This is a genomic window from Paracoccus sp. PARArs4, assembly GCF_947311865.1.
Taxonomy (GTDB): domain Bacteria; phylum Pseudomonadota; class Alphaproteobacteria; order Rhodobacterales; family Rhodobacteraceae; genus Paracoccus; species Paracoccus zeaxanthinifaciens.
Genome location: NZ_CAMZMW010000011.1, coordinates 36117 through 60825 on the forward strand (window position 1 = coordinate 36117; position 24709 = coordinate 60825).

The following is a 24709-nucleotide window of genomic DNA, read 5'->3' on the forward strand; positions in this document are numbered from 1 at the left end:
GGTCGCGATGGTGGGGGGAAGGGACATGATCCGAACCGGCAAAGCCACGGCAGAGGCCAAGCGCGAGATGCGCGCGCGACTGGATCCGTTGATCGCGGAGCGTGCGCCATGGCTCTATTCCGGCAGACCGCATCATCGGCTGGTCAAATGGGCGATGATGCTGCTGCTGCGCTATCCCCGCACGGTCGAGCTGGGCGCGCAGTTCCGCGACCTGCCCTCGGACGAGATCATGCGCCGGATGGGCGACATGATCGTCCACGACCTGACCGTCGAGGGGATGGAGAACCTGCCCGCGTCCGGCCCCGCCCTGATCGTGGCCAACCATCCGACGGGCATCGCCGACGGCATTTTCCTGCACGCGCTGATCTCGCAACTGCGGGACGACCTGTTCATCTATGCCAACCACGACATGATCCGCGTGCTGCCCCAGACCGAGGACATGATCGCAGGCGTCGAATGGCGGCACGAGAAACGCAGCCATGCCAAGACCAAGGCCACGATGGACTATACCCGCGCGGCGCTGGAAAGCGGTCGGATCGGGCTGATCTTCCCCTCGGGTCGGCTTGCCAAGCGCGAGGGCACGCAGCTGAACGAACGGCCCTGGATGGCCAGCGCCGCGATGATCGCGCGCAAGTTCGACGTGCCGGTCATTCCGCTGCGCATCCGTGCGCGCAACTCGTTGCTGTTCTACCTGTTCGACAAGATCCACCCGACGCTGCGCGACGTGACCCTGTTCAACGAGGTGCTGAACAAGACCCGTCAGCCCTATCGCGTGACCATCGGTGCGCCGATCCGGCCATCCGATCTGCCGCGCAGCGGTGACGAGGCGATCCAGCTTCTGCGCGACCGCACCCTGTCGCTGCCCGAACCGGGCGCGACCTCGCCCCAGTGGCAGCCAGGGCGCGGGATCGGGCGCGTCGTCGGTCAGCGTCGCAGGTTGGGGCAGAAGGCCTGAGGCAATGACGGCGCGGGGTTCGACCCGCGCCCGTCACAACACCATTCATAACGCCATGTCGTCGCGATGAATCAGCGCCGCACGACCGGCATAGCCGAGGATAGTCTCAATTTCCGCCGATTGATGACCTGCGATCATCGCGGCCTCGGAGGCGGTGTAACGCGTCAGTCCCAGCCCGATGGTCTGCCCGGCGGGGCCGGTGATCGCCACGGGCTCGCCGCGACCGAAATCACCCTCGATCCGGGTGACGCCCGCCGGCAGCAGCGACTTGCCGCGCCCCAGTGCCGCGACGGCGCCCTGATCGACATGCAGCGCACCGCGCGGCTTCATCGCGCCGATCCAGCGCTTGCGCGCAGCCTGCGGATCGCTCTCGGCCAGGAACCAGCTGGCGCGGGCGCCATTCGCCACCGCCGACAGCGGACGCATCACCGAGCCTTCGGCAATGGCCATCGCGCAGCCGCCCGCAACGGCGGTCCGCGCGGCCATCAGCTTGGTCTTCATCCCGCCCTTGGACAGACCGGATACCGGATCGCCGCCCATCGCCTCGATCTCGGGGGTGATGGCCTCGATCACCGGAAGGTGGCGCGCGTCGGGGTCGGTCTTGGGGTTCGCGGTGTACAGCCCGTCCACGTCAGACAGCAGCAGAAGCTGGTCCGCGCCGCAGGTCACGGCGATCTGCGCGGCCAGCCGGTCGTTGTCGCCAAAGCGAATCTCGTCGGTCGCGACGGTGTCGTTCTCGTTCACGATGGGAACCGCGCCAAGCGACAGCAGGGTCTGCATCGTCGCGCGGCTGTTGAGGTAACGGCGCCGATCCGCGCTGTCCTCCAGCGTCAGAAGAACCTGCGCGGTCTTGACGCCATGCGGTGCCAGGGCTTCCTCGTAGGCGCGGGCGAGGCGGATCTGGCCGACCGCGGCGGCGGCCTGCGCCTGTTCCAGCGGCAGCGCACCTTGCGGCAGGTCCAGCACCCGCCGCCCAAGCGCGATCGAGCCCGAACTGACCAGCACCACGTCCACGCCCTGACGCCGCCATTCGGCCACGTCGTCGCACAGTCCGCGAAGCCAATCCGCGCGAAGCCCGTCGGGACCGACCAGCAGGGCCGACCCGACCTTGACGACCAGCCGACGCGCCCCGCGCAGGGAAGGCGTCACGGCTGCCACGGGGCGTCGTCGCCCTCAATCTCGGAGGCGCTGCGGCGGGTCGGCTCGACCTGCGCCCACAAGGCGCGCAGAACCTCCTGCACGCCCTGCTTGGCGACGCTGGACATCAGGCGCACCTGGCCGCCGATCTCGGCTTCCAGCGCGGCGTGGCGTTCCTCCAGCGTTTCGGCATCCAGCGCGTCGATCTTGTTCAGCACCGTCACGCGCGGCTTCTGCATCAGGATCGGGCTGTAGGCTTCAAGCTCGTTCAGGATGGTGCGCGCATCGCCCGCGACATCCTCGGATGTGCCATCGACCAGGTGCAGCAGCACGTTGCTGCGTTCGACATGGCCGAGGAACTGGTCGCCCAGGCCCCTGCCCTCGCTTGCGCCCTCGATCAGGCCGGGAATGTCGGCCATCACGAATTCATGGCCGTCCACGCCCACGACGCCCAGGTTCGGATGCAGCGTGGTGAAGGGATAATCGGCGATCTTGGGACGCGCGTTCGACACGGTCGCAAGGAAGGTCGACTTGCCCGCGTTCGGCAGACCGACAAGACCGCCATCCGCGATCAGCTTCAGGCGCAGCCAGATGGTCCGCTCGACCCCCGGCTGGCCGGGGTTCGCGTTGCGCGGCGCACGGTTGGTCGAGGTCTTGAAATGCAGGTTGCCCCAGCCGCCATTGCCGCCGCGCGCCAGCAGCACGCGCTGGCCGACCTCGGTCAGGTCGGCGATGACGGTGTCCTCGTCCTCTTCCAGGATCTGGGTGCCGACGGGGACGCGCAGGACGATCTCGTCGCCGGACTTGCCGGTCATCTGGCTGCCCATGCCGTGCTGCCCGGACTTGGCGAAGAAATGCTGCTGATAGCGGAAGTCGATCAGCGTGTTCAGCCCGTCCACGGCCTCGGCCCAGACGTCGCCGCCCTTGCCGCCGTCACCGCCATCGGGGCCGCCATATTCCACGAATTTCTCGCGACGGAAGGACACGCAGCCGGCGCCACCCCCGCCCGAGCGGATATAGACTTTTGCGAGGTCCAGAAATTTCATCGCGAGGCTCCTTGGTTCGGCCCTGCGGATACGCCTTCGGGCGATATGGCGCAAGCCCGCCCTACTGGCAAAGCGCGGCGCCGCACCTATGTTTGTTGCGAAGGAGTGCATGATGATCCATTTCGACAACAGCTATGCCCGTCTGCCGCAGGGCTTCTTCGCCCGCACCCGGCCGACGCCGGTCAGCAGCCCGCGGCTTCTGGTGCTGAACGAGACCCTGGCCGAGCGGTTGGGCCTGGATCCCGCGCATCTGGCGTCCGAGGGCGTCGAGATGCTGGCCGGGAACGCCGTTCCCGATGGCGCCGAACCGATCGCGCAGGCCTATGCCGGGCACCAGTTCGGGGGCTTCTCGCCGCAGCTGGGCGATGGGCGCGCGGTGCTGCTGGGCGAGGTGATCGCCCCCGACGGGCAGCGCTTCGACCTGCAGCTGAAAGGCTCGGGCAAGACGCCGTTCTCGCGGCGCGGCGACGGTCGGGCATGGATGGGGCCGGTGCTGCGCGAATACCTCGTCAGCGAATACATGGCGGCGATGGGCGTGCCGACGACCCGTGCGCTTGCGGCCATCGCGACGGGCGATCTGGTGTTCCGAGAACAGGGCGGGCTTCCGGGCGCGGTGCTGACGCGCGTCGCGGCCAGCCATATCCGCGTGGGCACGTTCCAGTATTTCGCCGTCCGCGACGATATCGAGCGTCTGCGCCAGCTGACCGACCACGTCATCGACCGCCACTATCCGCAGTGCAAGGATCCGCTGGAACTGCTGGACGCCGTCGTCGCGCGGCAGGCCCGCACCATTGCCGACTGGATGGCGCTCGGGTTCATCCACGGGGTTATGAACACCGACAACATGGCGATCTCGGGCGAGACGATCGATTACGGCCCCTGCGCATTCATGGATGCATATCATCCGGATACGGTCTTTTCCTCGATCGACACGCAGGGCCGCTATGCCTGGGCGCAACAGCCGCAGATGGCGGTCTGGAACCTTGCGCAATTCGCGACCTGCCTGATCCCCCTGATGGGCGAAGAAGAGGCCGCGGTCGAGGCCGCGACCAAGGCCGTCCATCGCTTCGGTCCGCTGTATCAGGCGGCATGGCTGGAACGCTTCGGCGCGAAGCTGGGCATCGACGGCGCGCAGCACCAGGCCCTGATCGAGCGTCTGCTGACGCTGATGGCGCAGCAACGCGCGGACTTCACCCGCGTCTTCGCGGGCCTTGCGCATGGCGGCGCACGGGACGAGTTCATCGACCGCGAGGCCTTCGACGCTTGGCACGCCGACTGGCAGGCGCTGTCGCCGGACATGGCCCTGATGGCCCGCGTCAACCCGCTGCGCATCCCGCGCAACCACCGGATCGAGGGCGCCATCGAATCCGCCGTCGCGGGCGACATGCAGCCCTTCCGCAGGCTGCTGGACGCCTGCACCCGGCCCTTCGAGGCGCGGGCCGACTGGAGCGGTCTGTCGACCGCCCCGACCAGTTCCGAGGCCGTGCGCCGGACCTTCTGCGGAACGTGACCCCCATATCGGCGCGCGCCCCTTGCAGTCGGGCGCGCGCCGCGCATGATCGTTTCCGGAACGGGAACGAGGACCGCATGCTCACTCTGGCCAGCTACAACCTGCACAAGTGCCGCGGCCTCACCGGCCCCCACGCCCCCGAACGCAACCTTGCCGTCATCCGCGAACTGGCCCCCGACATCATCGCCCTGCAAGAGGTGGACTTTCGCTTCGGCGTCCGCCCCGAGGCCCTTCCGCGCAAGCTGATCCTGTCCGAGACCGGCCTCGTGCCCGCGCGCATGTCCGGGACGACCGAAAGCAGCCTCGGCTGGCACGGCCAGACCATCCTGATGCGCCCCCACCTGGCCGAGATCGCGGTCGTCCGCCGCCTGCCCCTGCCGGGGCTGGAGCCGCGCGGCGCGGTCGCCCTGCGCCTGCCGGGGCTGACCGTGATCGGGGTGCATCTGGGGCTGGCGCGCAGGTCGCGCAGGCAGCAGCTGGCGCGGATCACGGCGCAGGCGGCCCGCATCGCGGAAGATCACATCGTGCTGATGGGCGATTTCAACGAATGGTCGGACGATCGCGGGCTGGAATCCCTTGCGGGCTTCCGCGTGCTGGCACCGGGACCGTCCTGGCCCGCGCCCCTGCCCCGGCTGCGGCTGGACCGGATGGCGATGTCGCGCAACCTCGAACTTCTGGACAGCGGGGTCTTCCACGGGGCGCGTGCGCGCGACGCATCCGACCACCTGCCGATCTGGGCGCGGATCGCGGTGCCTTGAAATTGTCGCTTTTCGCTGCGGCAACGCGCCGCTATGAAGGCGCTAACATAGTTCTGAAGGAGGGGCACATGACCATCATCGTTGACATCTTCGCACGAGAGATCCTGGACAGCCGCGGCAACCCGACCGTCGAAGTCGACGTGACGCTGGAAGACGGCACCATGGGCCGTGCGGCCGTCCCCTCGGGCGCATCGACCGGCGCGCATGAAGCCGTCGAGAAGCGCGACGGCGACAAGTCGCGTTACATGGGCAAGGGCGTCCTGGAGGCCGTCGCCGCCGTCAACGGCGAGATCGCCGAGAACCTGGTCGGCGAGGACGCGACCGAGCAGCGCGCCATCGACGAGCTGATGATCGAGCTGGACGGCGCCCCCAACAAGGGCCGTCTTGGCGCGAACGCGATCCTGGGCGTGTCGATGGCGGTGGCCAAGGCCGCGGCCGAGGCGACGGGCCAGCCGCTCTATCGCTATATCGGCGGCACCTCGGCGCATGTCCTGCCGGTCCCGATGATGAACATCATCAATGGCGGCGAACATGCCGACAACCCGATCGACATCCAGGAATTCATGATCATGCCGGTCAGCGCGGAGAACATCCGCGAAGCCGTCCGCATGGGCTCGGAGATCTTCCACACGCTGAAGAAGGAACTCTCGGCGGCGGGCCTGTCGACCGGCATCGGCGACGAGGGCGGCTTTGCGCCGAACCTGTCCTCGACCCGCGACGCGCTGGACTTCATCCTGAAGGCCGTCGAGAAGGCCGGCTACAAGCCCGGCGAGGACATCATGCTGGCGCTGGACTGCGCCTCGACCGAGTATTTCAAGGACGGCAAGTACGAGATGAAGGGCGAGGGTCTGTCGCTGACCCCGGCCGAGAATGTCGACTACCTCGCCTCGCTCTGCGCCGATTATCCGATCCTGTCGATCGAGGACGGCTGCTCGGAAGATGACTGGGAAGGCTGGAAGATGCTGACCGACCGCCTTGGCGACACGGTCCAGCTGGTGGGCGACGACCTGTTCGTGACCAACCCGACCCGCCTTGCCGACGGCATCGAGAAGGGCTGCGGCAACAGCCTGCTGGTCAAGGTCAACCAGATCGGCACGCTGTCCGAAACGCTGGACGCCGTGCGCATGGCCGACCGTGCGGGCTTCACCAGCGTCATGTCCCACCGTTCGGGCGAAACCGAGGACGCGACCATCGCCGACCTGGCCGTTGCCACCAACTGCGGTCAGATCAAGACCGGCTCGCTGGCGCGTTCGGACCGGCTGGCGAAGTACAACCAGCTGATCCGCATCGAGGAAATGCTGGGCGCGACCGCGAAATACGCGGGTCGTTCGATCCTTCGCTGAGATGACGGGCGGCCCCTTCGGGGGCCGTCCTCATTCCGGGCCGATATCGGGCCCGCCGATCGCCAGCTGCGCGATCGTCGCCAGCGCCTCGGCCAGGCGCGCACGTTCCTGACGACAATTGAGCGAGATGCGCACCGCTTCGGGGGCATCGCCGCGACCGACGCGGAAATCGGATGCCGGGCGAACGATCACGCCCGATGCGGCCGCACGCGCGACGAAATCGTCCGCCTTCCAGCGTTCGGGCAGCGGCAGCCACAGGATGGGCACGCCTGGCTGCGACACCGCGCCCAGGGCGCCCAGCATGTCCAGCGCCAGCCAGCGCCGATCCTCGACCTCGACCAGCACCTGATGCGCCATGCGCGCGGCCTCCCCGCCCTCGATCAGGCGATGAACCAGCGACATGATCGGCAGGGCGATCCCCATATGGCTGTGCTGGGCGGCGATGCGGCTGGTCGCGCCCATGCCCTCGGGGCAGATCATCATGCCGAAGCGCAGACCGGCGGCTATCACCTTGGACAGGCTTGCCACGTGCCAGACGCGTTCAGGGGCCAGCATCCGCAGCGTCGGCAACGCGTCGTTCGGGCTGCTGGGGGCGTAACATTCGTCCTCGACGATCTGCAGGTCGTGACGGCGGGCGATGGCGACGATCTGCGCGCGCCGTTCGTGGCCCATCGCGGCCAGCGTCGGGTTCTGGGCCGAGGGCGTCAGGCAGACCAGCCGCGCACCGGTTTCACGCGCGACCCGTTCAAGGTCGGCGGGGATCATGCCCTGATCGTCCATCGCGACGGGCAGCGTCTCGGTCCGCATCAGGCGCGCGGCGTGAACGATGCCGGGATAGGTCAGGGATTCCACCATCACCTTGGCGGGCCGGTCGGCCAGCGCGATCGACATGACCAGCGTGATCGCGTGCTGCCCGCCATTCGTCAGCACCAGGTCGTCCGCCGTGATGCTACCCACCGGGCGCTGCGCCAGCCAGTCGACCAGAACCTCGCGGCAGGCCAGGTCGCGGGTCAGCTGGGTATAGTCCAGGATATCCTCGTCCAGCCCGGCGACGGCCTCGCACATGATGCGGCTGATGACCTCGGGCTGGCCCATGTCGGGCAGACGGGGCACGCGCAGATCCGCGATCTCGGCCCCGCGTTCGCCCTGATCGACGGCCTCGTACAGCAGCGGCTGCGGCGCGGGCCGGTCGGAAGGCGGCGCCGCGATGAAGCTGCCGCGGCCGACATGGCTTTCGACCACGCCCTCGGTCGCGGCCAGCTGATAGGCGCGCGCGACGGTTCCGGTGGTGACCTTCAGCCGCCAGGCCAGGTCGCGCATGGGCGGCAGCCGCGTTCCGGGGGCCAGCTCGCCCGAGCGTGCGGCCTCGCGCAGCGCATTCGCAAGGGCCCTGAACTTGGGGCCCGGATGACGCGAAAGGTCGGGGTCCCAGTCCTCGATGCGCATGCCCTTGCCTATCCTTTGATCAGTGCCCGAACGACAGTAATGCGACAGCCTGACCGGCACAATCGAAACCGCCACGCAACATGCGACAAACCCATGCGATAACGGCGGAATATTCGTACGCCGCTGCGTCATTCACCCTCGACAGGGCGGCAAGGCGGACTAAACTGCGGGCACGGAGGGGCGGAAAACAGGCCGCGAAGGGCCACGCCCGCAGAGGAGGAAAACACATGAAAGATCAGAAGAAGCTGGACCGCCGGTCCTTCCTGACGACCGCATCGGTCGGCGGTGCCACCGCGGCGGCGGGCAGCGTGCTTGCAGCGCCCGCCATCGCGCAGGAGGCACCTCAGGTGACCTGGCGCCTGGCATCGTCCTTCCCCAAGTCGCTGGACACGATCTATGGCGGGGCCGAGGATCTGTCGACGCGCCTGAACGAGGCGACGGACGGCAAGTTCAACATCCAGGTCTTCTCGGCCGGCGAGATCGTTCCGGGGCTGGACGCGATCAACGCGACGACCGACGGCACGGTCGAATGCTCGCATTCGGTGGGCTACTACAACTGGGGCAAGGACCCGGCCTTCGCCTGCGGCGCCGACCTGCCCTTCACGCTGTCGGCACGCGCCAAGGCTGCCTACAACTATCACGGCGGCGGGATCGAGCAGTACAACACCTTCCTCGAACAGCACAACCTCGTATCCTATCCGGGCGGCAATACCGGCGCGCAGATGGGTGGCTGGTACCGCAAGGAAATCAACGGGCTGGCAGACATGCAGGGCCTGAAGATGCGCATCTCGGGCCTTGCGGGCCGCGTGATGGAGAAGATGGGCGTCGTGCCGCAGCAGATCGCGGGCGGCGACATCTATCCCTCGCTCGAACGCGGGACGATCGACGCGGCGGAATGGGTCGGCCCCTATGACGACAGCAAGCTGGGCTTCCAGAAGGTCGCGCCCTACTACTACTATCCCGGTTTCTGGGAAGGTGGCCCGACGGTCAGCTTCTTCGTCAACAAGGGCAAGTGGGACGAGCTGCCCGACAGCTACAAGTCGCTGTTCCGCACGGCCTGCCAGGCGACGGACCAGAACATGCTGGCGAAATACGACATGAAGAACCCCGCCGCCCTGAAGGAGCTGGTCGCCACCGGCGCGCAGCTGCGTTCCTTCAACGAAGAGGTTCTGACCGCCGCGTTCAACGCCGCACAGGAGGTCTATGCCGAGATCTCGGCCGAGAACGAGTCCTTCAAGACCCAGTACGAGGCGATGCTCGGCTATCGCGACGAATGGTACCTGTACCAGCAGACGACCGAATACACCTTCGACACCTTCATGATGATCCAGCAGCGCAACGGCGCCCTGGCCAGCGAAGGCTGATCGAAGCCATATCGGTGGAAATGCGAAGGGCCGGCGGATCGCCGGCCCTTCTTCTTGCGCTCAGTTCCCTGACAGGCCCGGGGGCGGACCCCCGAACCCGAGGCCCATGCCGCCGGACTGGGGCTGCGCGGGCTCCGGCGTCTCGGCGGGCGCGCTGTCGAAGGGCGAACCGCCCCCCAGCCCGCCAAGCGAACCGAAGCCGCCCGACTGCCCATCGCCCAGTTCGCCACCAAGTCCGCCACCAAGACCGCCGCCGAAGCCGCCGCCCATCGGGATCTCGATCTTGACGTCGGACACATCCACGACCGGCCCCTTGTAGTGCATGACCATCGCCGGGAAGGCGATCACCGCGGCGATCATCAGGATCTGCAGCAGCACGAAGGGCACCGCCCCGCGATAGATGTCCAGCGTCGTCACCGCCGACATGGTCCGCCCCGTGACGTGATCCTGATAGGGTTCGCGCGGCGCGACCGAGCGCAGGTAGAACAGCGCGAAGCCCACCGGCGGCGTCAGGAACGAGGTCTGCATCGTCACCGCAAGGATGACGCCGAACCACACCAGGTCGATCTCCAGCGCGTTGGCGGCGGGGATCAGCAGGGGCACGATCACGAAGGCCAGTTCGAAGAAGTCGAGGAAGAAGGCCAGGAAGAAGATGATCGCGCAGACGGCGATGAGGAAGCCGTATTCTCCCCCCGGCAGCGCGGTCAGCAGGTCGCGCACCCAGATATGGCCGTTGATCGAATAGTAGGTCAGCGAGAAGACCGTCGCCCCGATCAGGATGAACATGACGAAGGCCGACAGCTTGACCGTCGACATCAGCGCCTGATCGACCACCTTGAAGGACAGCCGCCCCTTCAGCGCCGCCAGGATCAGCGCGCCGGTCGCACCCATCGCGCCGCCCTCGGTCGGGGTGGCGATCCCCAGGAAGATCGTGCCCAGCACCAGGAAGACCAGCGCCAGCGGCGGGATCATCACGATGATGACCTGCCGCGTCATGGGCGACAGCAGCCCCGTGCGCAGGCGTTCGTCGGCCAGCGCGATCAGCAGCATCACGACGACGGTCAGCGCCGCGGCCCAGATCTGGCTGTCATCGCCAAGGCTGGGGCCCATGAACCGCTGCGTCACCCAGTAGATCCCGACCGATGCAAGGATCGCGCCCAGCAGCGACCAGCCGCCGGAGCCCAGCTGGCGTGCCTCGGGGGGCAGCGCGGGCATGGCCTTCGGACGCAGGATGGTCAGCACCAGGACGTAGATCATGTAGATCGCGACCAGCGCCAGCGCGGGCAGCATGGCCGCGCGGTACATGTCGCCGACCGAGCGGCCCAGCTGGTCGGCCAGCACGATCAGGACCAGGCTGGGCGGGATGATCTGTGCCAGCGTCCCGGATGCCGTGATGACACCCGTCGCCACGCGCTTGTCATAGCCATAGCGCATCATGATCGGCAGAGAGATCAGCCCCATCGAGATGACCGATGCCGCGACAACGCCGGTCGTGGCGGCCAGCAGCGCGCCGACCAGGATCACCGCATAGGCAAGGCCACCACGGACCGGGCCGAACAGCTGGCCGATCGTGTCCAGAAGCTCCTCGGCCATGCGAGAGCGTTCGAGCACGATCCCCATGAAGGTGAAGAACGGAATGGCCAGCAGCGTGTCGTTCCGCATGACGCCGAAGACCCGGTCGCCAAGCGCGCCCAGCAGGTTCCAGCCCAGGTTCACCTGGTCCGACAGCGGCGTCAGGAACACCCCGAAGAAGAAGAACAGCAGGCCGTTCGCCGCCAGCGCGAAGGCGATGGGGTATCCGAACAGCAGGAACACGACCATCGAGAAGAACATGATGGGCGCAAGATTATGCGCGATGAGGTCGATCACTTGCGGTCCTCCGGCAGGTCATCGAAGCCCTTGGCCATCAGCTCGGCCTCGTGCAGCGCGCTGTCATGGGGCGAGGTGTGGGGATGGGGGTCGTCGATCAGGCCGCGCATGACGGCGATCTTCTTCACGATCTCGGACAGGCCCTGGATGAACAGCAGCACGAAGCCCGCCAGCAGGATCGCCCGCGCGGGCCAGATCAGCAGGCCGCCCGCGTTCATCGAGATCTCGTTCTCGACGATGTTCTCGATCAGCTTGGGGGTGACGACCCAGATCATCAGCGCCGTGAAGGGCAGCAGGAACAGCAGCGTCCCGATCAGGTCGATCCAGTGCTGCGCCCGCCGCGACCAGCGGCCATAGATCACGTCGATGCGGATATGTTCGTTCTGCAGCAACGTATAGGCCGAGGCCAGCATGAAGGCCGCCCCGAACAGGTACCACTGAAGCTCGAGCCAGGCGTTGGACGAGATGCTGAAGACCTTGCGCACGATCGCGTTGATCGCGCTGACGAGGATCGCCAGCAGGATCAACCACGCCACGCTGCGCCCGATCGCGGTCGTCATGCGGTCGATGCCGCGCGAAATGGCCAGTAGGCCGCCCATGATTTTACCCTCCCTCACGGCGGGGCATCAGGCGCCCCTCCCCGGTTCCCGCCGGGTTTTGTCTCCGTGGGGTTCGGTATGCTGCAAGCGATATGTCGCGGTCAAGATTCCCCTGCGTCAGGGAAGTGAAATCAGTGCCATCGCGCAAATTGCTGCAGTTTCCGCAAGAATCGCGGCGGCGCCCAGCACGTCACCCGTGTGTCCGCCGACCATGCGGATGGCGCGGCGCGCGACGACCCAGGCGGCGATCAGCGCCGCGGCACCCGCCATCAGCGGGGCGGGCGCGACCAGCAGCGCGACACAGCCCAGCAGGATCGCCGCCAGCAGGTCGGGAACCTGCGGCCTGTCGGTGCCGTGCCCCAGGCCGTCGGCCCGCGCGGGGTGCATCAGGCGCAGCATCAGGACGGGCATCAGCCGCGCGACCCCGGCTGCGCCGACCAGCGCCGCGAGGGGCAGATGGGCCAGCGCCGCGATGCGGATCGCGGTCACGCAGATCAGCGCCATCGTCCCGAAGCTGCCGATCCGGCTGTCGCGCATGATCGCAAGGCGGCTTTCGCGGTCGCGGCCACCGGCGGCGTCGGCGAAATCGGCCAGCGCGTCCTCGTGCAGCGCGCCGGTCAGCCATGCGGCCAGCCCGACCGCCAGCGCCGCCTGCAGCATCCCCGACCCGAAGATCAGGATCGGCAGCCCCGCGATCGCGCCGATCAGCATCCCCACCAGCGGAAAGGCCCAGAGCGCGCTGCCAAGCGGCAGGACCTGCGCAGGCAGCAGCCACCCGACCGGCAGGCGGGTCAGGAACGCCACCGCCAGCAGCAGTTGCCGCAGCCTAGCCAATGCCGGCCTCGGCAAAGGTCGCCATGCCGTCATGGCAGGCCAGCGCCGCGCGGAGGATGTTCAGCGCCAGCGCCGCCCCCGAGCCTTCGCCAAGACGCATGTCCAGCGACAGGATCGGCTGCATGCCAAGCGCCGCGATAAGGCGGCGGTGGCCGGGCTCGGCGCTCTCGTGTCCGATCAGGCAATGGGTCAGCGCATCGGGGTCGTCGCGCAGCAGGACCGCGGCTGCGGCGCAGCAGATGAACCCGTCGAGGATCACCGGGATGCGCAGGTCGCGCGCCCGCCGGATCGCCCCGCAGATGGCGGCCTGTTCACGCCCGCCGAATGCCGCAAGCGTGCCCGCCGTGTCGGCGGGCGCGTGGAGGGCAAGCCCCTCGGTCACGACGCGCATCTTCGCGGCCAGCTGATCGCCGACCGATCCGGTGCCCGGTCCGACCCAATCCTCGGCCCGACCCCCGAAGCAGGTGGCGGCCAGCGCGGCGGCGATGGTCGAGTTGCCGATCCCCATCTCGCCCAGGATCAGGATGTCGGCATCCGCATCGACCGCATCCGAGCCGCGCGCCATCGCGTCCGAAACCTCGGCGGCGGTCATGGCGGGGCCTTGGGTGAAATCCGCCGTCGGCCGGTCCAGGTCCAGCGCGACGACCGACAGATCGGCCCCCGCCGCACGGCAAAGCTGGTTGATCGCCGCGCCGCCCGCCTCGAAATTCGCGACCATCGCGGCCGTCACCTCGGGCGGGAAGGGCGTGATCCCCTGCGCCACCACACCGTGATTGCCCGCAAAGACCAGCGCCTGCGCCCGGTCGATCCGGGGCCGCGCACGGCCCTGCCAACCCGCCATGAACACGGCCAGATCCTCCAGCCGGCCAAGCGATCCCTGCGGCTTGGTCAGCTGATCCTGCCGGTCGCGGGCGGCCTTCGCGGCGCTGTCGTCAAAGAGGTTCATCCGGCAGATCCCTTCCCGGTTTCAGTCGCAATGGCTGGCCGCTCACGGACATCCAGACCTCGTCCGCGATCTCGGCGACAAGCTGGTTCATCCGCCCGTGATCGTCGCGGAAACGACGCGCCAGCGCGTTTTCGGGCACGATGCCCTGCCCCAGTTCGTTGGTCACGATGACGACAGGACAGCATTGCTGACGTAACGTCGCCAGAAGCGCGCTGAAATCCGCCGATCCTTCGCAATTGGCCAGCCACAAGGTCAGGCAATCGACCAGACGCGGCCCCTGCCCGTCCGTCGCCCGCAGCGCGCCCGCAAGGTCGCGCGGTTCCTCGTGCAACGACCAGCCGTCACCGCGACGTGATTGATGTTGAACTATTCTTTCGGTCATCTCGCCGTCGCGGGCCTCGGCCGTGGCGATATAGACGGGCGGCCCCGCATGGCGTGCGACCAGCCGTTCGGCCAGTGCCGATTTCCCCGACCGTGCGCCGCCGGTGACCAGCGTGATGAATCCGTTTCCGCTCATGACAGGCATCCATTCCACAGCCGCGCCCGCTTGGGAAGCGTCAAAGCCGCTTGCCAGTTTTTGCACTATCGGTAACTTCGCGCCATTCCGGCGCATCAGACGCCGAACTTCAACTTGGAGGAGATGGGATGACCAAGCTTTTCACGACGACCGCCCTGCTGGCGGCGCTGTCGCTTCCCGCCTATGCCGTCGAGGTCGCCGAGGGCGACACCCTGGCCGAGAACCAGACCTATACCTATTGGCTGCTGGACGCGATCAAGTCGCTGGACCCGGCCAAGAATACGGATGTCGAGGGCTCGGACGTGCTGCGTTCGCTGTTCGAGGGGCTGATGAACGAGGATGCCGCGGGCAACATGATCCCCGGCGTCGCCGAAAGCCACGAGATCAGCGAGGATCAGCTGACCTACACCTTCACGCTGCGCGACGCGAAATGGTCGAACGGCGATCCGGTGACGGCGGGCGATTTCGTCTATGCCTGGCAGCGCGTGGTGAACCCGGAAACCGCCTCGGAATACGCCTGGTATATCGAGCTGATGAACATCGAGAACGCGACGCAGATCATTGCGGGTGACGCCACCCCCGACCAGCTGGGCGTCCGCGCGATCGACGACAAGACGCTGGAAGTGAAGCTGACCACGCCGACCCCCTACTTCCTGAACACGCTGTCGCATGCCACCACCTATCCGGTGCCGCAGGCCGTTGTCGAGGAACATGGCGACGCCTGGACCCAGCCCGCGAACCTGGTGGGCAACGGCGCCTTCACGCTGGCCAGCCACAACCTGGGCGTCGACATCGTCCTGAACAAGAACCCCGAATACTGGGATGCCGACAACGTCGTGATGGAGACCGTCCGCGGCGTGACCGTCAACGACAACAACGTGGCGCTGACCCGCTATCAGGCGGGCGAGCTGGACCGCGTGCAGATCCCCGCAGGCCAGTTCCCGCGCCTGAAGGAGGAGTTCCCCGAACAGGCGGTCTCGGTCCCCTATGGCTGCTCCTATGCCTATGTGATGAACGTGTCCGACAAGGGCCCCGAGGCGCTGAAGGACGTGCGCGTGCGCCAGGCGCTGGCACTGGGCCTGAACCGCGAGGTCATCGTGGACCAGGTGCTGCAGGGCGGCCAGGAACCCAGCTACAGCTGGACGCACTGGGCGATCAACGGCTTCGCGGCACCCGAGGGCGGCATGAAGGACATGCCCATGCCCGAGCGCCAGGAGAAGGCCAAGGAGCTGCTGGCCGAGGCCGGTTACGGTCCCGACAACCCGCTGAAGCTGTCGCTGCAGTACAATACCGATGACAGCCACCGCCTGCTGGCCATCGCGGCCCAGCAGTTCTGGCGCCCCCTGGGCATCGAGATCGAGCTGAACAACGTCGAGTGGAAGGTCCACACCGACCGCCTGCAGAGCCAGGACTTCGAACTGGCCCGCTATGCGTGGTGCGCCGACTACAACGAGGCCTCGACCTTCCTCGACTGGTTCCGCACCGACGGCTACAACAGCGGCAAGTGGTCGAACGAGGAATACGACCAGCTTCTGGCCGAGGCCCGCACCGCCGAGGACACCACGCCGCTGTACCAGCGCGCCGAGGAGATCCTGGCCGAGGAGGCGCCCGCCGTCTTCGTCTATCACTATGCCAAGGTCGACATGATCAACCCGGCGATCAAGGGTCTCCCGCGCGAGAACCTTCTGAACACCTGGTATGCCAAGGATCTGTATCGCGCGGCCGAATAAGCCACGCCTGACCCTTGTTGCGGGGCCGGGGCGGGTGATCACCTGCCCCGGCCCCTTCGGATTTAATGCCGCAGGAAAGGCCCCCTTGCGATGATCGCATTCGTCTTGCGACGCCTGGCGGTGGCAATACCCACGTTGCTTCTGCTTATCGTCTTCTCCTTCGCCCTGATGCACCTGGCACCGGGCGGCCCCTTCACCGCCGAACGCGCGCTGCCGCCGCAGGTGCTTGCCAATCTCGAGGCCAAGTACGGTCTGAACGATCCGCTGTGGAAACAGATCTGGAACTATCTCTATGGCATCGTGGTCCATTTCGACTTCGGACCCAGCTTCGTCTATCCCGACCGCACGGTGAACCAGCTGATCGCCGCGGGCTTTCCCGTGACGCTGACCTATGGCGCGCTGTCCTTCGTGGCCGCGGTCGTCGTGGGCGTATCCCTGGGCGCGGTCGCGGCCATCCGCCAGAACAGCTGGGTGGACTATCTGGCGGTCGGCATCTCGATCGGGGCGCAGGTGCTGCCGAACTTCGTCATGGCGCCGCTTCTGGTCCTGGTGCTGACGCTGTGGTACGGGCTGCTGCCGGGCGGGGGCTGGTCCTTCAGCGATCCCAGCTTCTGGATCATGCCGGTGATCGCGCTGGCGACCAGCTACATGGCGTCCATCGCGCGGATCACGCGATCCGCCATGCTGGAGGTGCTGGGCTCGAACCACATCCGCACCGCACGTGCCAAGGGGATGCCCGAACACCGCGTCATCCTGCGCCACGCGCTGAAACCCGCGCTGCTGCCCGTCATCAGCTACCTGGGGCCTGTCTTCGTGTCGATGATCACCGGGTCGGTCGTGATCGACATCTATTTCTCGACCGGGGGGATCGGGAAGGCCTTCGTGGATTCCGCGCTGAACCGCGACTATGCGGTCATGATGGGCGTGACGATCCTGGTGGGCTCGCTGACCATTCTCTTCAATCTCATCGTCGACGTGCTCTATGCATGGATCGACCCGAAGATCAGGTACTGACGCCATGGTCATCGATCAACACAAGATGCAATCCCTGTCCGACCGCATGGTCGAGGACGAGGTGAAGGGCCGCAGCCCCTGGGCCGACGCCCGCAAGCGGTTCCTGCGCAACAAGGCCGCGATGCTGGGCCTGACGATCCTGGTGCTGGTGGCGATCTTCGCGGGCGTCGGCGGCCAGTTCGCCCAATGGTCGAACGAGGAGCTGGACTTTGCCGTCATGGGCCAGGTGGCACAGGCGGGGCAGCCCTCGATCGCCAGCGGGCATTATTTCGGCACGGACAACCTGGGGCGCGATCTCTATGCCCGCGTCGTGCAGGGCACGCAGGTCAGCCTGATGGTGGGCGTCGTGGGCGCGGCCATCGCGGTGATCGTCGGCACGCTCTATGGTGCAACGGCGGGCTATGTGGGTGGGCGCACGGACCAGTTGATGATGCGGACGGTCGATATCCTCATGTCGATCCCCTACATGTTCGTGCTGATCCTGCTGCTGGTGATGTTCGGGCGGTCGATGTCGATGCTGTTCCTGGGCATCGGCCTGATTTCCTGGCTGGACATGAGCCGCATCGTCCGCGGCCAGACGCTGAGCCTGAAGAACCGAGAGTTCATCGAGGCCGCCCGCGCCACCGGCGTGCCGGGCTGGAAGATCATCATCCGCCATATCGTGCCGAACCTGCTGGGCGTCGTCGCGGTCTATGCGACGCTGCTGGTGCCGCTGATGATCCTGACCGAAAGCTTCATCAGCTTCCTCGGGCTGGGCGTGCAGGAGCCGCTGACCAGCTGGGGCGCGCTGATTTCCGAAGGTGCGGGGACGATGAACTACGGGACGCTGTGGCAGCTTGCCTTCCCGCTGTTCTTCTTCGTCGTCACGCTGTTCGGCTTCTTCTTCGTGGGCGACGGCCTGCGCGACGCACTCGATCCGAAGGACCGCTGAGATGAGCCTTCTGAAAATCCGCGACCTTTCGGTCCGCTTCCAGACCAACGACGCCGAGGTGCGCGCGGTCAACGACGTCAACCTCGATGTCGCCCCGGGCGAGACCCTGGGCATCGTCGGGGAATCCGGCAGCGGCAAGTCGCAGCTGTCCTTCGCGCTGATGGGGCTGCTGGCCAAGAACGGCCGCGCGACCGGCAGCGTCACCTTCGACGGGCAGGAAATCCTGAACGCCCCGCCCAAGGTGCTGAACCGCATCCGGGCCGAGAAGATCGCCATGATCTTCCAGGATCCGATGACCTCGCTGAACCCCTACATGCGGGTGTCCGACCAGATGGCCGAGGTGCTGACCCTGCACAAGGGCATGTCCAAGCGGCAGGCCGTGGCCGAGGCCGTGGCAATGCTGGACGCGGTCAAGATCCCCGACGCGAAGGGGCGCGTGCGGCTCTATCCGCACGAGTTCAGCGGGGGGATGCGCCAGCGGGTGATGATCGCCATGGCGCTGCTGTGCCGCCCCAGCCTGCTGATCGCGGACGAGCCGACGACCGCGCTGGACGTGACGGTGCAGGCGCAGATCATGACGCTGCTGGCCGATCTGCAGCGCGAATTCGGCATGGCGATGATCCTGATCACCCACGATCTGGGCGTCGTGGCGGGTTCGTGCGAGCGTGTCGCCGTCATGTATGGCGGCCGCATCCGCGAGACGGGTCCCGTGGGTCCGCTGTTCGCCGAGGCCGCGCATCCCTATACGCAGGGGCTGCTGGACGCGATCCCCCGCGTCGACCAGGACGAGGACGAGCTGCGCGCCATCCCGGGCCAGCCCCCCAACATGAGCCGCCCGCCCAAGGGCTGCGCCTTCGCGCCGCGCTGCCCCTATCGGCGGCCCGATTGCGATGTCGTCGATCCGCCGCTGGAAGGGTTCGCCCCCGACCGCATGCGGGCCTGCCTTGCGCCCGTCCCCGAGGTTCTGGACCGCCGCATCGCCACCACCCAACAGAAGGAGACCCTCGCATGAGCGATCTTCTGAACGTGCGCGACTTGCGCGTCACCTTCCAGATCCGCCGCGAAGGCGACATGCCCTGGGCCAAGCCGCGCGAACTGCACGCAGTGTCGGGCGTCGATTTCACCCTGAAACCCGGTGAGACGCTTGGCGTCGTGGGCGAATCGGGTTGCGGCAAGTCCACGCTGGCGCGCGCGCTGATCGGGCTTGCGCCCGCGACGGGGCGGGCCGAATGGATCGACGGCAAGGATCTGCTGGCCATGACGCCGCGCCAGATGATGCGCTATCGCAGCGACATCCAGATGGTGTTCCAGGACCCGCTGGCCAGCCTCAACCCGCGCATGACCGTGGGCCAGATCATCGCCGAGCCCCTGCGCACGCATCGCCCCGGCCTGCGCGGGTCCGAGGTGAAGGAACGCGTCAAGGCGATGATGGAGAAGGTCGGCCTGCTGCCGAACCAGATCAACCGCTATCCCCACGAATTCAGCGGCGGTCAGTGCCAGCGCATCGGCATCGCGCGCGCCCTGATCGTGGAGCCGAAGCTGATCATCTGCGACGAGCCCGTCAGCGCGCTGGACGTCTCGATCCAGGCGCAGGTCATCAACCTGCTGATCCGCCTGCAGAAGGAACTGGGGCTGGCGCTGGTCTTCATCGCGCACGACCTGTCGGTGGTCAAACATATCAGCGACCGGGTGATGGTCCTGTATCTTGGCAAGGTGATGGAGACGGGCCCCGTCGCCGCGCTCTATGACGATCCGCAGCACCCCTATACGCAGGCGCTGCTGTCGGCGGTGCCGGTGCCCGATCCCGAGGTCCAGACCGCAAGGACGATAGTGCCGCTGACGGGCGACCTGCCCTCGCCCATGGCGCCGCCCTCGGGCTGCGTCTTCCGCACGCGCTGCCCGCGCGCCACGGATCGCTGCGCCGCCGAGGTGCCCGCGCTGATGGGCAACGACCACGCGACCGCCTGCCACTTCCCCGGCCCCCTGACCGAGGCCGAGATCGCGCGCGCCCGCGGAGAGGCCGCCTGACGCAAGAACGCCCGCCATGCGACATGCGTGGCGGGTGATCCATCGGCGATGGACATGAACCGGACATCTGGGGGAAGATGGTACCGCCTCCCCGGCTCGAACGGGGGACCTCTAGATCCACAATCTAGCGCTCTAACCAACTGAGCTAAGGCGGCACTGCGCGGGTCTTTAGCCCTGTCACGAGATGGTTGCAAGCCCTCCTTGCCCGGAAAATGACGTTCGGATACAGAAAGTTCTTCCAAGCGAAAGGACAGGCCATGGGTATCAACAGCGAAAGCGAAGTTTCGACCAATCTGCAGGTCGGCCCAACGGATCAGGGGATGGTCCGCATCTACATCCAGGGCGACGGAATCGACCTTCCGATGGATTTCGACCCCGAGGAAGCGACCGAGATCGCCGAGGAACTGATGGCCGCCGTCGAGGCTGCCCAGCTGATGACCGGCAAGGGCGCTAAGAAGCCGAAGCGCTGATCCCCTCGGGATCGGTCAGCCCCTGAAGGCGCAGCGCCGCGGCGCGTGCGAAATCGCGCTGCACCCTGGTGCGGCGCGCAGGCGCCAGCTTCGCCTCGGGCGCCATGCGGATGATCTCGGCGCCGAATCCGTCGGCCACGATCAGGCCGGTATCCTCGGGCAGCAGCTCGGTCGGGAAATCGCGGTCCACCGCCCAGAAATAGCGGTCGCACCAGTCGAGATAGCCCTGCCACTTGCGGTCGGACCGGAAATCCGCGCGTCCGCTCTTGCATTCGACGATCCACAATTCGCCCTTGGGGCCAAGGCTGATCACATCGACGCGCAGCCCGCGCACGGGCGTGAACTCGCTAAGGACGGCGTGGTCCAGGCTGCGCAGCAGGCGGCCCGTCCCGCGGGCAAGCCGCTGCCCCGGCATCGCGGGCATCGTCTGGTCAATCTGCATGCAGAAACTCTAGAACAAACCAGCAACGCCCGCAACCCGCCTTGCGGCGATCCCCCGCCACGGCTAGCGTCCGCCCGCCGGGACGTGCCCGGCCTACTATCAGGAGAACAGGATGACCGACATCCAGCGTTTCGAGACCGGCCAGCGCATGAGCCAGGCGGTCGTGGCCAACGGCTTCGTCTTTCTTGCGGGCCAGGTCGGCGAACCCGGCACCTCGGTGACCGATCAGACCAAGGCGATCCTGTCGCAGATCGACGAGCTGCTGGCGAATGCAGGCACCGACAAGACCAAGATCGTCTCGGCCCAGATCTGGGTGGCCGACATGTCCGACTTCGCGGAAATGAACGCCGTCTGGGACGCGTGGGTCCCGCAGAATCACGCACCCGCGCGCGCGACCGGCGAATCGGCGCTGGCGACCCCCGACTACAAGGTCGAGATCATCGTCACCGCGGTCCTGTGATCGCCTGAATGACCGAGCGCGCCGCGCGAAGGCCCGGCGCCTCACCCCCCTTGCCCAGACGGTCCATGGTCAGATCCATCGCGTCCAGCTGGGCATTGCGGGCCTTCGGATCCTCGAGCGCGGCCTGAAGCGCCTCGGCCAGCGGTCCGGGCTGACATCGCCCCCCAAGGAATTCCGGCACCACGCGGGTCTCGCTGACCAGGTTCACCAGGGTCACCGTATCCGTGCGCAGCAGCATCCCCACGATCAGGCGCGACAGCGGCGCCATGTCATAGCCGATCACCATCGGCACCCGGTGCGCGGCCAGCTCCAGGCTGACCGTTCCCGACGCCGCAAGCGCCAGATCGGCCGCCGCGAAGGCCGCACGTTTCTCCTGCCGTTCTTCGATGACGATGGGGGCGGTCGGCCAGCGGCGGGTCATGTCGCGCACCATGCCGGCGACACCGGGCACGGTCGGCAGCACCACGCGGATCTCGGGGACACGGTCGCGCAGGCGCATCAGCGCCTCGTCGAAGCGGGCGCCGAGGCGCGAGACCTCGGACCTGCGAGAGCCGGGCAGGCACAGCACCACCGGCGCATCGGGCGCGATCCCGTGGCGGCTGCGGAACAGCTGCGCATCGTCGGGGCCAGCGACATTCCAGGTGGCGACCGGATGGCCCACGAAATCGCAGGTCATGCCGGCAGCCTGCATCAGCGGCGGTTCGAACGGCAGGATGGCCAGAACGTGGTCCACGACCTTCGCCATCTTGGCCGCGCGGCCCGCGCGCCATGCCCAGACCGACGGCGCGACGTAATGGACGACGCGCATGTCCGGACGCGCCTCCTTGACCAGCCGCGCCACGCGCAGGCAGAAATCGGGGCTGTCGATGGTGATCAGCACATCCGCGCCGCTGTCCAGGACGGCCTGCGCCGTCTGCGAGATCCGGCGCCGGAGGTGGCGGTATTTCGGCAGCACCTCCCAGATGCCCATCAGGCTCAGCTCGTCCATGGGAAAGATGCTGTCGATGCCGCGGGCGGTCATGCCCTGCCCGCCGATGCCGATGAACTGCGCGTCCGGGTCCAGCTGCGCCAGCCCCTCCATCAGCGCCTCACCCAGCTGGTCGCCCGAGGCCTCGCCCGCGATCAGAAAGTAACGCATGTCGTCCGCCCTGCTGCCTTCGCCTTCATGAATGGACCAGCCCGGCGGACCCGGGCCAGCCCCTCAGCCCTGCTGGCCGTCAAAGGGACCGGCCGACCACAGGAAGATGCCTGCGGCTTCGGCACGGCGCACGGATTCGTCGCGATCCAGAAGGATCACCTTGCCCGCCTGCCACGCGATCCCGCCAAGACCGGCCTCCGCCGCCTGGTCCACGGTATCGGGACCGATGGTCGGCATGTCGATGCGCAGGTCCTGCCCGGGCTTGGGTGCCTTCCACAGCATGCCCCTTGCCCCGTCTGCGCGGGGACGCAGATGCGTGTGCTGCCCTGCGAATTCCAGCATCGCCCGCGTTCCCGGAAGGCTCTCGATCGCAAGGCAAAGGCCCTGTGCGACGACGGCGCCCTGGCCCACATCCAGCGGCCCGAGGGTCTCGACGATCCGGGCGGCAAGCGCTGCGTCGCGGCGGTCGGCAGTGGTGACCTCGCCCACGATCACGCCCTCGTCGGGCGTAAGATCTGGCGCTATTTCACTTGCAGAAGAAATGCTTAGATCGTTTTCCTCGAAAATGTCGAGGACCGTGCGCAAGGCCGCATCGTCGCCGGATTGCATCGCCGTCAGAATGCGCGGGACCAGCATCGCCGTGCGCTGATCGAAGCTTTCGGGATCGAGGCGCGGGCGCTGGATCGCGCCTGCAAAGACCACGCGGTCGATCCGTTCCTGATGCAGGTGATCAAGGAAGGGCACCAGCCGTTCCAGCCGGAACGGGGTCGCCTTTATTCCATCGGGCTCGAAACCCTCCAGCGCATAGACCTGCGGATCGTCGATGGCGCGGGCAAGGATCGCCGGAAGCGCCCCCCGGCCCGCGATGATGGCCGTCCTGCTCATGCGGGGCGTGCCGGTGTCAGGAAGCTGCGATCCGAGGGGCCGAGGATGAAGTCGAGGACCTCACGCTCCATCGCGCCCATATCCTGATCCGCACGGGCACGCGCGGTTTCGCGGAACGAACCTTGCGACAGCGTGGACAGCATCTCCCGAAGTGCCGAGATATCCGCACGCGTCGCGCCGCGGCGCTTGAGCCCGACAAGGTTCAGGCCGTCCAGATGGCCGCGCGGCCCCTGCACCAGGCCGAAGGGGATCACGTCGGCGGTCACCATCGTCACCGCCCCGATCATCGCGCCCCGACCGATGCGCACCCACTGGTGGACACCCGACAGCCCGCCGACGATCACGTCGTCGCCCAGCACGCAGTGCCCCGCGACCGATGCATGGTTCACAAGGATCACGCGGTCGCCGATATGGCAATCATGGGCGACATGGCTGCCCGCCATGAACAGCCCGTCATCGCCGATCACGGTGACGCCACCACCGCCTTCGGTGCCGGGGTTCATGGTCACATGCTCGCGGATGCGGTTGCGCTTGCCGATCTCCAGCCGCGTGCGCTCGCCCTTGAACTTGAGGTCCTGCGGCACTTCCCCGATCGAGGCGAAGGGAAAGACGATGGTCTCCTCATCGATCGAGGTGTTGCCGGTGACGACGACATGCGATTTCAGCGCGACGCCATCTGCCAGGCTGACCTCGGGGCCGACCACGCAGAACGGGCCGATCTCGACCCCCTGCCCGATGCGGGCGGCCGGATCGACCACCGCGCTTGGATGGATCAGATCAGCCATCGGCCTTCAACGCCATCATGGCCGTGAATTCCGCCGAGGCGCAGAGCTGGCCGTCGACCATCGCCTTGCCCTCGAACTTCCAGATCTTGCCGCCACCACGCAGCGCGCGGCAATGCAGCTCCAGCACGTCGCCCGGAACCACCATGCGGCGGAACTTGCACTTATCGATGCCCATGAAATAGGTCGCCAGCGGCTTGTCGATGATGTTCATGCTGACGCCGACGATCACCGCCGAGGTCTGGGCCATCGCCTCGATGATGGTGACGCCCGGCATGATCGGCTCGTCCGGGAAGTGCCCCTGGAAGTGCGGCTCGTTGTTGGTGACCATCTTGATGCCCACGCCGCTTTCATGGGCGACGATGTCGCGGACCTTGTCGATGAACAGGAAAGGATAGCGGTGCGGAATGATCCGCTTGATCAGCGACAGGTCCGCATGGGTCGTCGGGGCGGGATTGGGCGTGTCGTCAGCCATTTGCATTCCTTCGGGCGGTTTCGATCCGGT

At 67.1% G+C, this 24709-nt stretch carries 25 protein-coding genes and 1 tRNA gene; 12 read left to right on the forward strand and 14 right to left on the reverse strand.

Features of this window, described 5'->3' with window-relative positions:
• Positions 1-25 precede the first annotated feature (25 nt).
• Positions 26-955, forward strand: coding sequence for a lysophospholipid acyltransferase family protein (locus tag QMZ16_RS10605; protein WP_282603225.1), 930 nt, complete (start codon positions 26-28; stop codon positions 953-955).
• Between the two features lie 45 nt (positions 956-1000).
• On the opposite strand, the gene proB is transcribed toward QMZ16_RS10605, so the two are convergent.
• Both proB and obgE read right to left on the reverse strand, forming a co-directional pair.
• Positions 1001-2113: a glutamate 5-kinase gene (gene proB / locus QMZ16_RS10610; RefSeq protein ID WP_282603226.1), complete on the reverse strand. Its 1113-nt coding sequence runs from the start codon at positions 2111-2113 to the stop codon at positions 1001-1003.
• On the reverse strand, positions 2101-3138 hold the full coding sequence (gene obgE, locus QMZ16_RS10615) for a GTPase ObgE (RefSeq protein WP_022707639.1): 1038 nt from the start codon (positions 3136-3138) through the stop codon (positions 2101-2103). Before obgE ends, proB begins: the two co-directional genes overlap by 13 nt.
• Before the next feature lie 109 nt (positions 3139-3247).
• Here obgE and QMZ16_RS10620 point away from each other — a divergent pair, with 109 nt between their 5' ends.
• From QMZ16_RS10620 to eno, 3 genes are all read left to right on the forward strand, one after another.
• A complete protein-coding gene (locus QMZ16_RS10620) occupies positions 3248-4648 on the forward strand; it encodes a protein adenylyltransferase SelO (protein WP_348984665.1) in 1401 nt (466 codons plus the stop codon).
• 77 nt (positions 4649-4725) lie between these two features.
• Positions 4726-5406 (forward strand): endonuclease/exonuclease/phosphatase family protein, encoded by a 681-nt coding sequence (locus QMZ16_RS10625; protein WP_282603228.1) that lies wholly within the window; start codon positions 4726-4728, stop codon positions 5404-5406.
• Positions 5407-5474: 68 nt separating this feature from the next.
• Positions 5475-6749, forward strand: a complete 1275-nt coding sequence (gene eno, locus QMZ16_RS10630) for a phosphopyruvate hydratase (protein ID WP_282603229.1) — start codon at positions 5475-5477, stop codon at positions 6747-6749.
• 30 nt (positions 6750-6779) lie between these two features.
• On the opposite strand, the gene QMZ16_RS10635 is transcribed toward eno, so the two are convergent.
• Entirely contained in the window at positions 6780-8195 is a 1416-nt protein-coding gene (locus QMZ16_RS10635; protein WP_282603230.1) for a PLP-dependent aminotransferase family protein, read from the reverse strand.
• Between the two features lie 245 nt (positions 8196-8440).
• Between QMZ16_RS10635 and QMZ16_RS10640 the strand changes: the two genes are divergently transcribed.
• Positions 8441-9559, forward strand: a complete 1119-nt coding sequence (locus QMZ16_RS10640) for a TRAP transporter substrate-binding protein (RefSeq protein WP_282603284.1) — start codon at positions 8441-8443, stop codon at positions 9557-9559.
• 60 nt (positions 9560-9619) lie between these two features.
• Here the strand turns inward: QMZ16_RS10640 and QMZ16_RS10645 are convergent, their stop codons facing one another.
• From QMZ16_RS10645 to cobU, 5 genes are all read right to left on the reverse strand, one after another.
• Complete coding sequence (locus tag QMZ16_RS10645) at positions 9620-11428, reverse strand: TRAP transporter large permease subunit (RefSeq protein ID WP_282603231.1); 1809 nt, start codon at positions 11426-11428, stop codon at positions 9620-9622.
• Positions 11425-12027, reverse strand: coding sequence for a TRAP transporter small permease subunit (locus QMZ16_RS10650; RefSeq protein WP_282603232.1), 603 nt, complete (start codon positions 12025-12027; stop codon positions 11425-11427). The genes QMZ16_RS10645 and QMZ16_RS10650 overlap by 4 nt, the downstream gene beginning before the upstream one ends.
• A gap of 117 nt (positions 12028-12144) precedes the next feature.
• Positions 12145-12861 (reverse strand): adenosylcobinamide-GDP ribazoletransferase, encoded by a 717-nt coding sequence (cobS, locus tag QMZ16_RS10655; RefSeq protein ID WP_282603233.1) that lies wholly within the window; start codon positions 12859-12861, stop codon positions 12145-12147.
• Positions 12854-13807: a nicotinate-nucleotide--dimethylbenzimidazole phosphoribosyltransferase gene (cobT, locus tag QMZ16_RS10660; RefSeq protein WP_282603234.1), complete on the reverse strand. Its 954-nt coding sequence runs from the start codon at positions 13805-13807 to the stop codon at positions 12854-12856. Before cobT ends, cobS begins: the two co-directional genes overlap by 8 nt.
• Positions 13794-14324: a bifunctional adenosylcobinamide kinase/adenosylcobinamide-phosphate guanylyltransferase gene (cobU, locus tag QMZ16_RS10665; protein ID WP_282603235.1), complete on the reverse strand. Its 531-nt coding sequence runs from the start codon at positions 14322-14324 to the stop codon at positions 13794-13796. The genes cobT and cobU overlap by 14 nt, the downstream gene beginning before the upstream one ends.
• A gap of 128 nt (positions 14325-14452) precedes the next feature.
• Between cobU and QMZ16_RS10670 the strand changes: the two genes are divergently transcribed.
• The 5 genes from QMZ16_RS10670 to QMZ16_RS10690 all read left to right on the forward strand — a co-directional run bounded on the left by QMZ16_RS10670 (position 14453) and on the right by QMZ16_RS10690 (position 20027).
• On the forward strand, positions 14453-16054 hold the full coding sequence (locus QMZ16_RS10670) for a peptide ABC transporter substrate-binding protein (RefSeq protein WP_282603236.1): 1602 nt from the start codon (positions 14453-14455) through the stop codon (positions 16052-16054).
• Between the two features lie 90 nt (positions 16055-16144).
• On the forward strand, positions 16145-17068 hold the full coding sequence (oppB, locus tag QMZ16_RS10675; protein ID WP_022707627.1) for an oligopeptide ABC transporter permease OppB: 924 nt from the start codon (positions 16145-16147) through the stop codon (positions 17066-17068).
• A gap of 25 nt (positions 17069-17093) precedes the next feature.
• Positions 17094-17999 (forward strand): ABC transporter permease subunit, encoded by a 906-nt coding sequence (locus tag QMZ16_RS10680; RefSeq protein ID WP_282603285.1) that lies wholly within the window; start codon positions 17094-17096, stop codon positions 17997-17999.
• A 1-nt stretch (position 18000) separates the two neighbouring features.
• Positions 18001-19011, forward strand: coding sequence for an oligopeptide/dipeptide ABC transporter ATP-binding protein (locus tag QMZ16_RS10685; RefSeq protein WP_022707625.1), 1011 nt, complete (start codon positions 18001-18003; stop codon positions 19009-19011).
• Positions 19008-20027 (forward strand): oligopeptide/dipeptide ABC transporter ATP-binding protein, encoded by a 1020-nt coding sequence (locus QMZ16_RS10690; protein ID WP_282603237.1) that lies wholly within the window; start codon positions 19008-19010, stop codon positions 20025-20027. The genes QMZ16_RS10685 and QMZ16_RS10690 overlap by 4 nt, the downstream gene beginning before the upstream one ends.
• Before the next feature lie 78 nt (positions 20028-20105).
• Here QMZ16_RS10690 and QMZ16_RS10695 read toward each other — a convergent pair.
• A tRNA-His gene (locus tag QMZ16_RS10695) sits at positions 20106-20182 on the reverse strand.
• 102 nt (positions 20183-20284) lie between these two features.
• On the opposite strand from QMZ16_RS10695, the gene QMZ16_RS10700 reads away from it, so the two are divergent.
• The gene (locus QMZ16_RS10700; protein ID WP_282603238.1) at positions 20285-20497 is read left to right on the forward strand and encodes a DUF6324 family protein; all 213 of its coding nucleotides are present in this window, start codon (positions 20285-20287) and stop codon (positions 20495-20497) included.
• On the opposite strand, the gene QMZ16_RS10705 is transcribed toward QMZ16_RS10700, so the two are convergent.
• Positions 20478-20939: an MmcB family DNA repair protein gene (locus QMZ16_RS10705; protein ID WP_282603239.1), complete on the reverse strand. Its 462-nt coding sequence runs from the start codon at positions 20937-20939 to the stop codon at positions 20478-20480. The genes QMZ16_RS10700 and QMZ16_RS10705 overlap by 20 nt on opposite strands.
• A gap of 112 nt (positions 20940-21051) precedes the next feature.
• Between QMZ16_RS10705 and QMZ16_RS10710 the strand changes: the two genes are divergently transcribed.
• On the forward strand, positions 21052-21399 hold the full coding sequence (locus QMZ16_RS10710; RefSeq protein WP_282603240.1) for a RidA family protein: 348 nt from the start codon (positions 21052-21054) through the stop codon (positions 21397-21399).
• On the opposite strand, the gene lpxB is transcribed toward QMZ16_RS10710, so the two are convergent.
• From lpxB to fabZ, 4 genes are all read right to left on the reverse strand, one after another.
• Positions 21383-22537 (reverse strand): lipid-A-disaccharide synthase, encoded by a 1155-nt coding sequence (gene lpxB / locus QMZ16_RS10715; RefSeq protein WP_282603241.1) that lies wholly within the window; start codon positions 22535-22537, stop codon positions 21383-21385. The two genes, QMZ16_RS10710 and lpxB, sit on opposite strands and share 17 nt — an antisense overlap.
• Before the next feature lie 63 nt (positions 22538-22600).
• On the reverse strand, positions 22601-23422 hold the full coding sequence (lpxI, locus tag QMZ16_RS10720; RefSeq protein WP_282603242.1) for a UDP-2,3-diacylglucosamine diphosphatase LpxI: 822 nt from the start codon (positions 23420-23422) through the stop codon (positions 22601-22603).
• Positions 23419-24207, reverse strand: a complete 789-nt coding sequence (gene lpxA, locus QMZ16_RS10725; protein ID WP_282603243.1) for an acyl-ACP--UDP-N-acetylglucosamine O-acyltransferase — start codon at positions 24205-24207, stop codon at positions 23419-23421. The genes lpxI and lpxA overlap by 4 nt, the downstream gene beginning before the upstream one ends.
• Positions 24200-24679, reverse strand: coding sequence for a 3-hydroxyacyl-ACP dehydratase FabZ (fabZ, locus tag QMZ16_RS10730; RefSeq protein WP_022707617.1), 480 nt, complete (start codon positions 24677-24679; stop codon positions 24200-24202). Before fabZ ends, lpxA begins: the two co-directional genes overlap by 8 nt.
• Between the last annotated feature and the right edge of the window lie 30 nt (positions 24680-24709).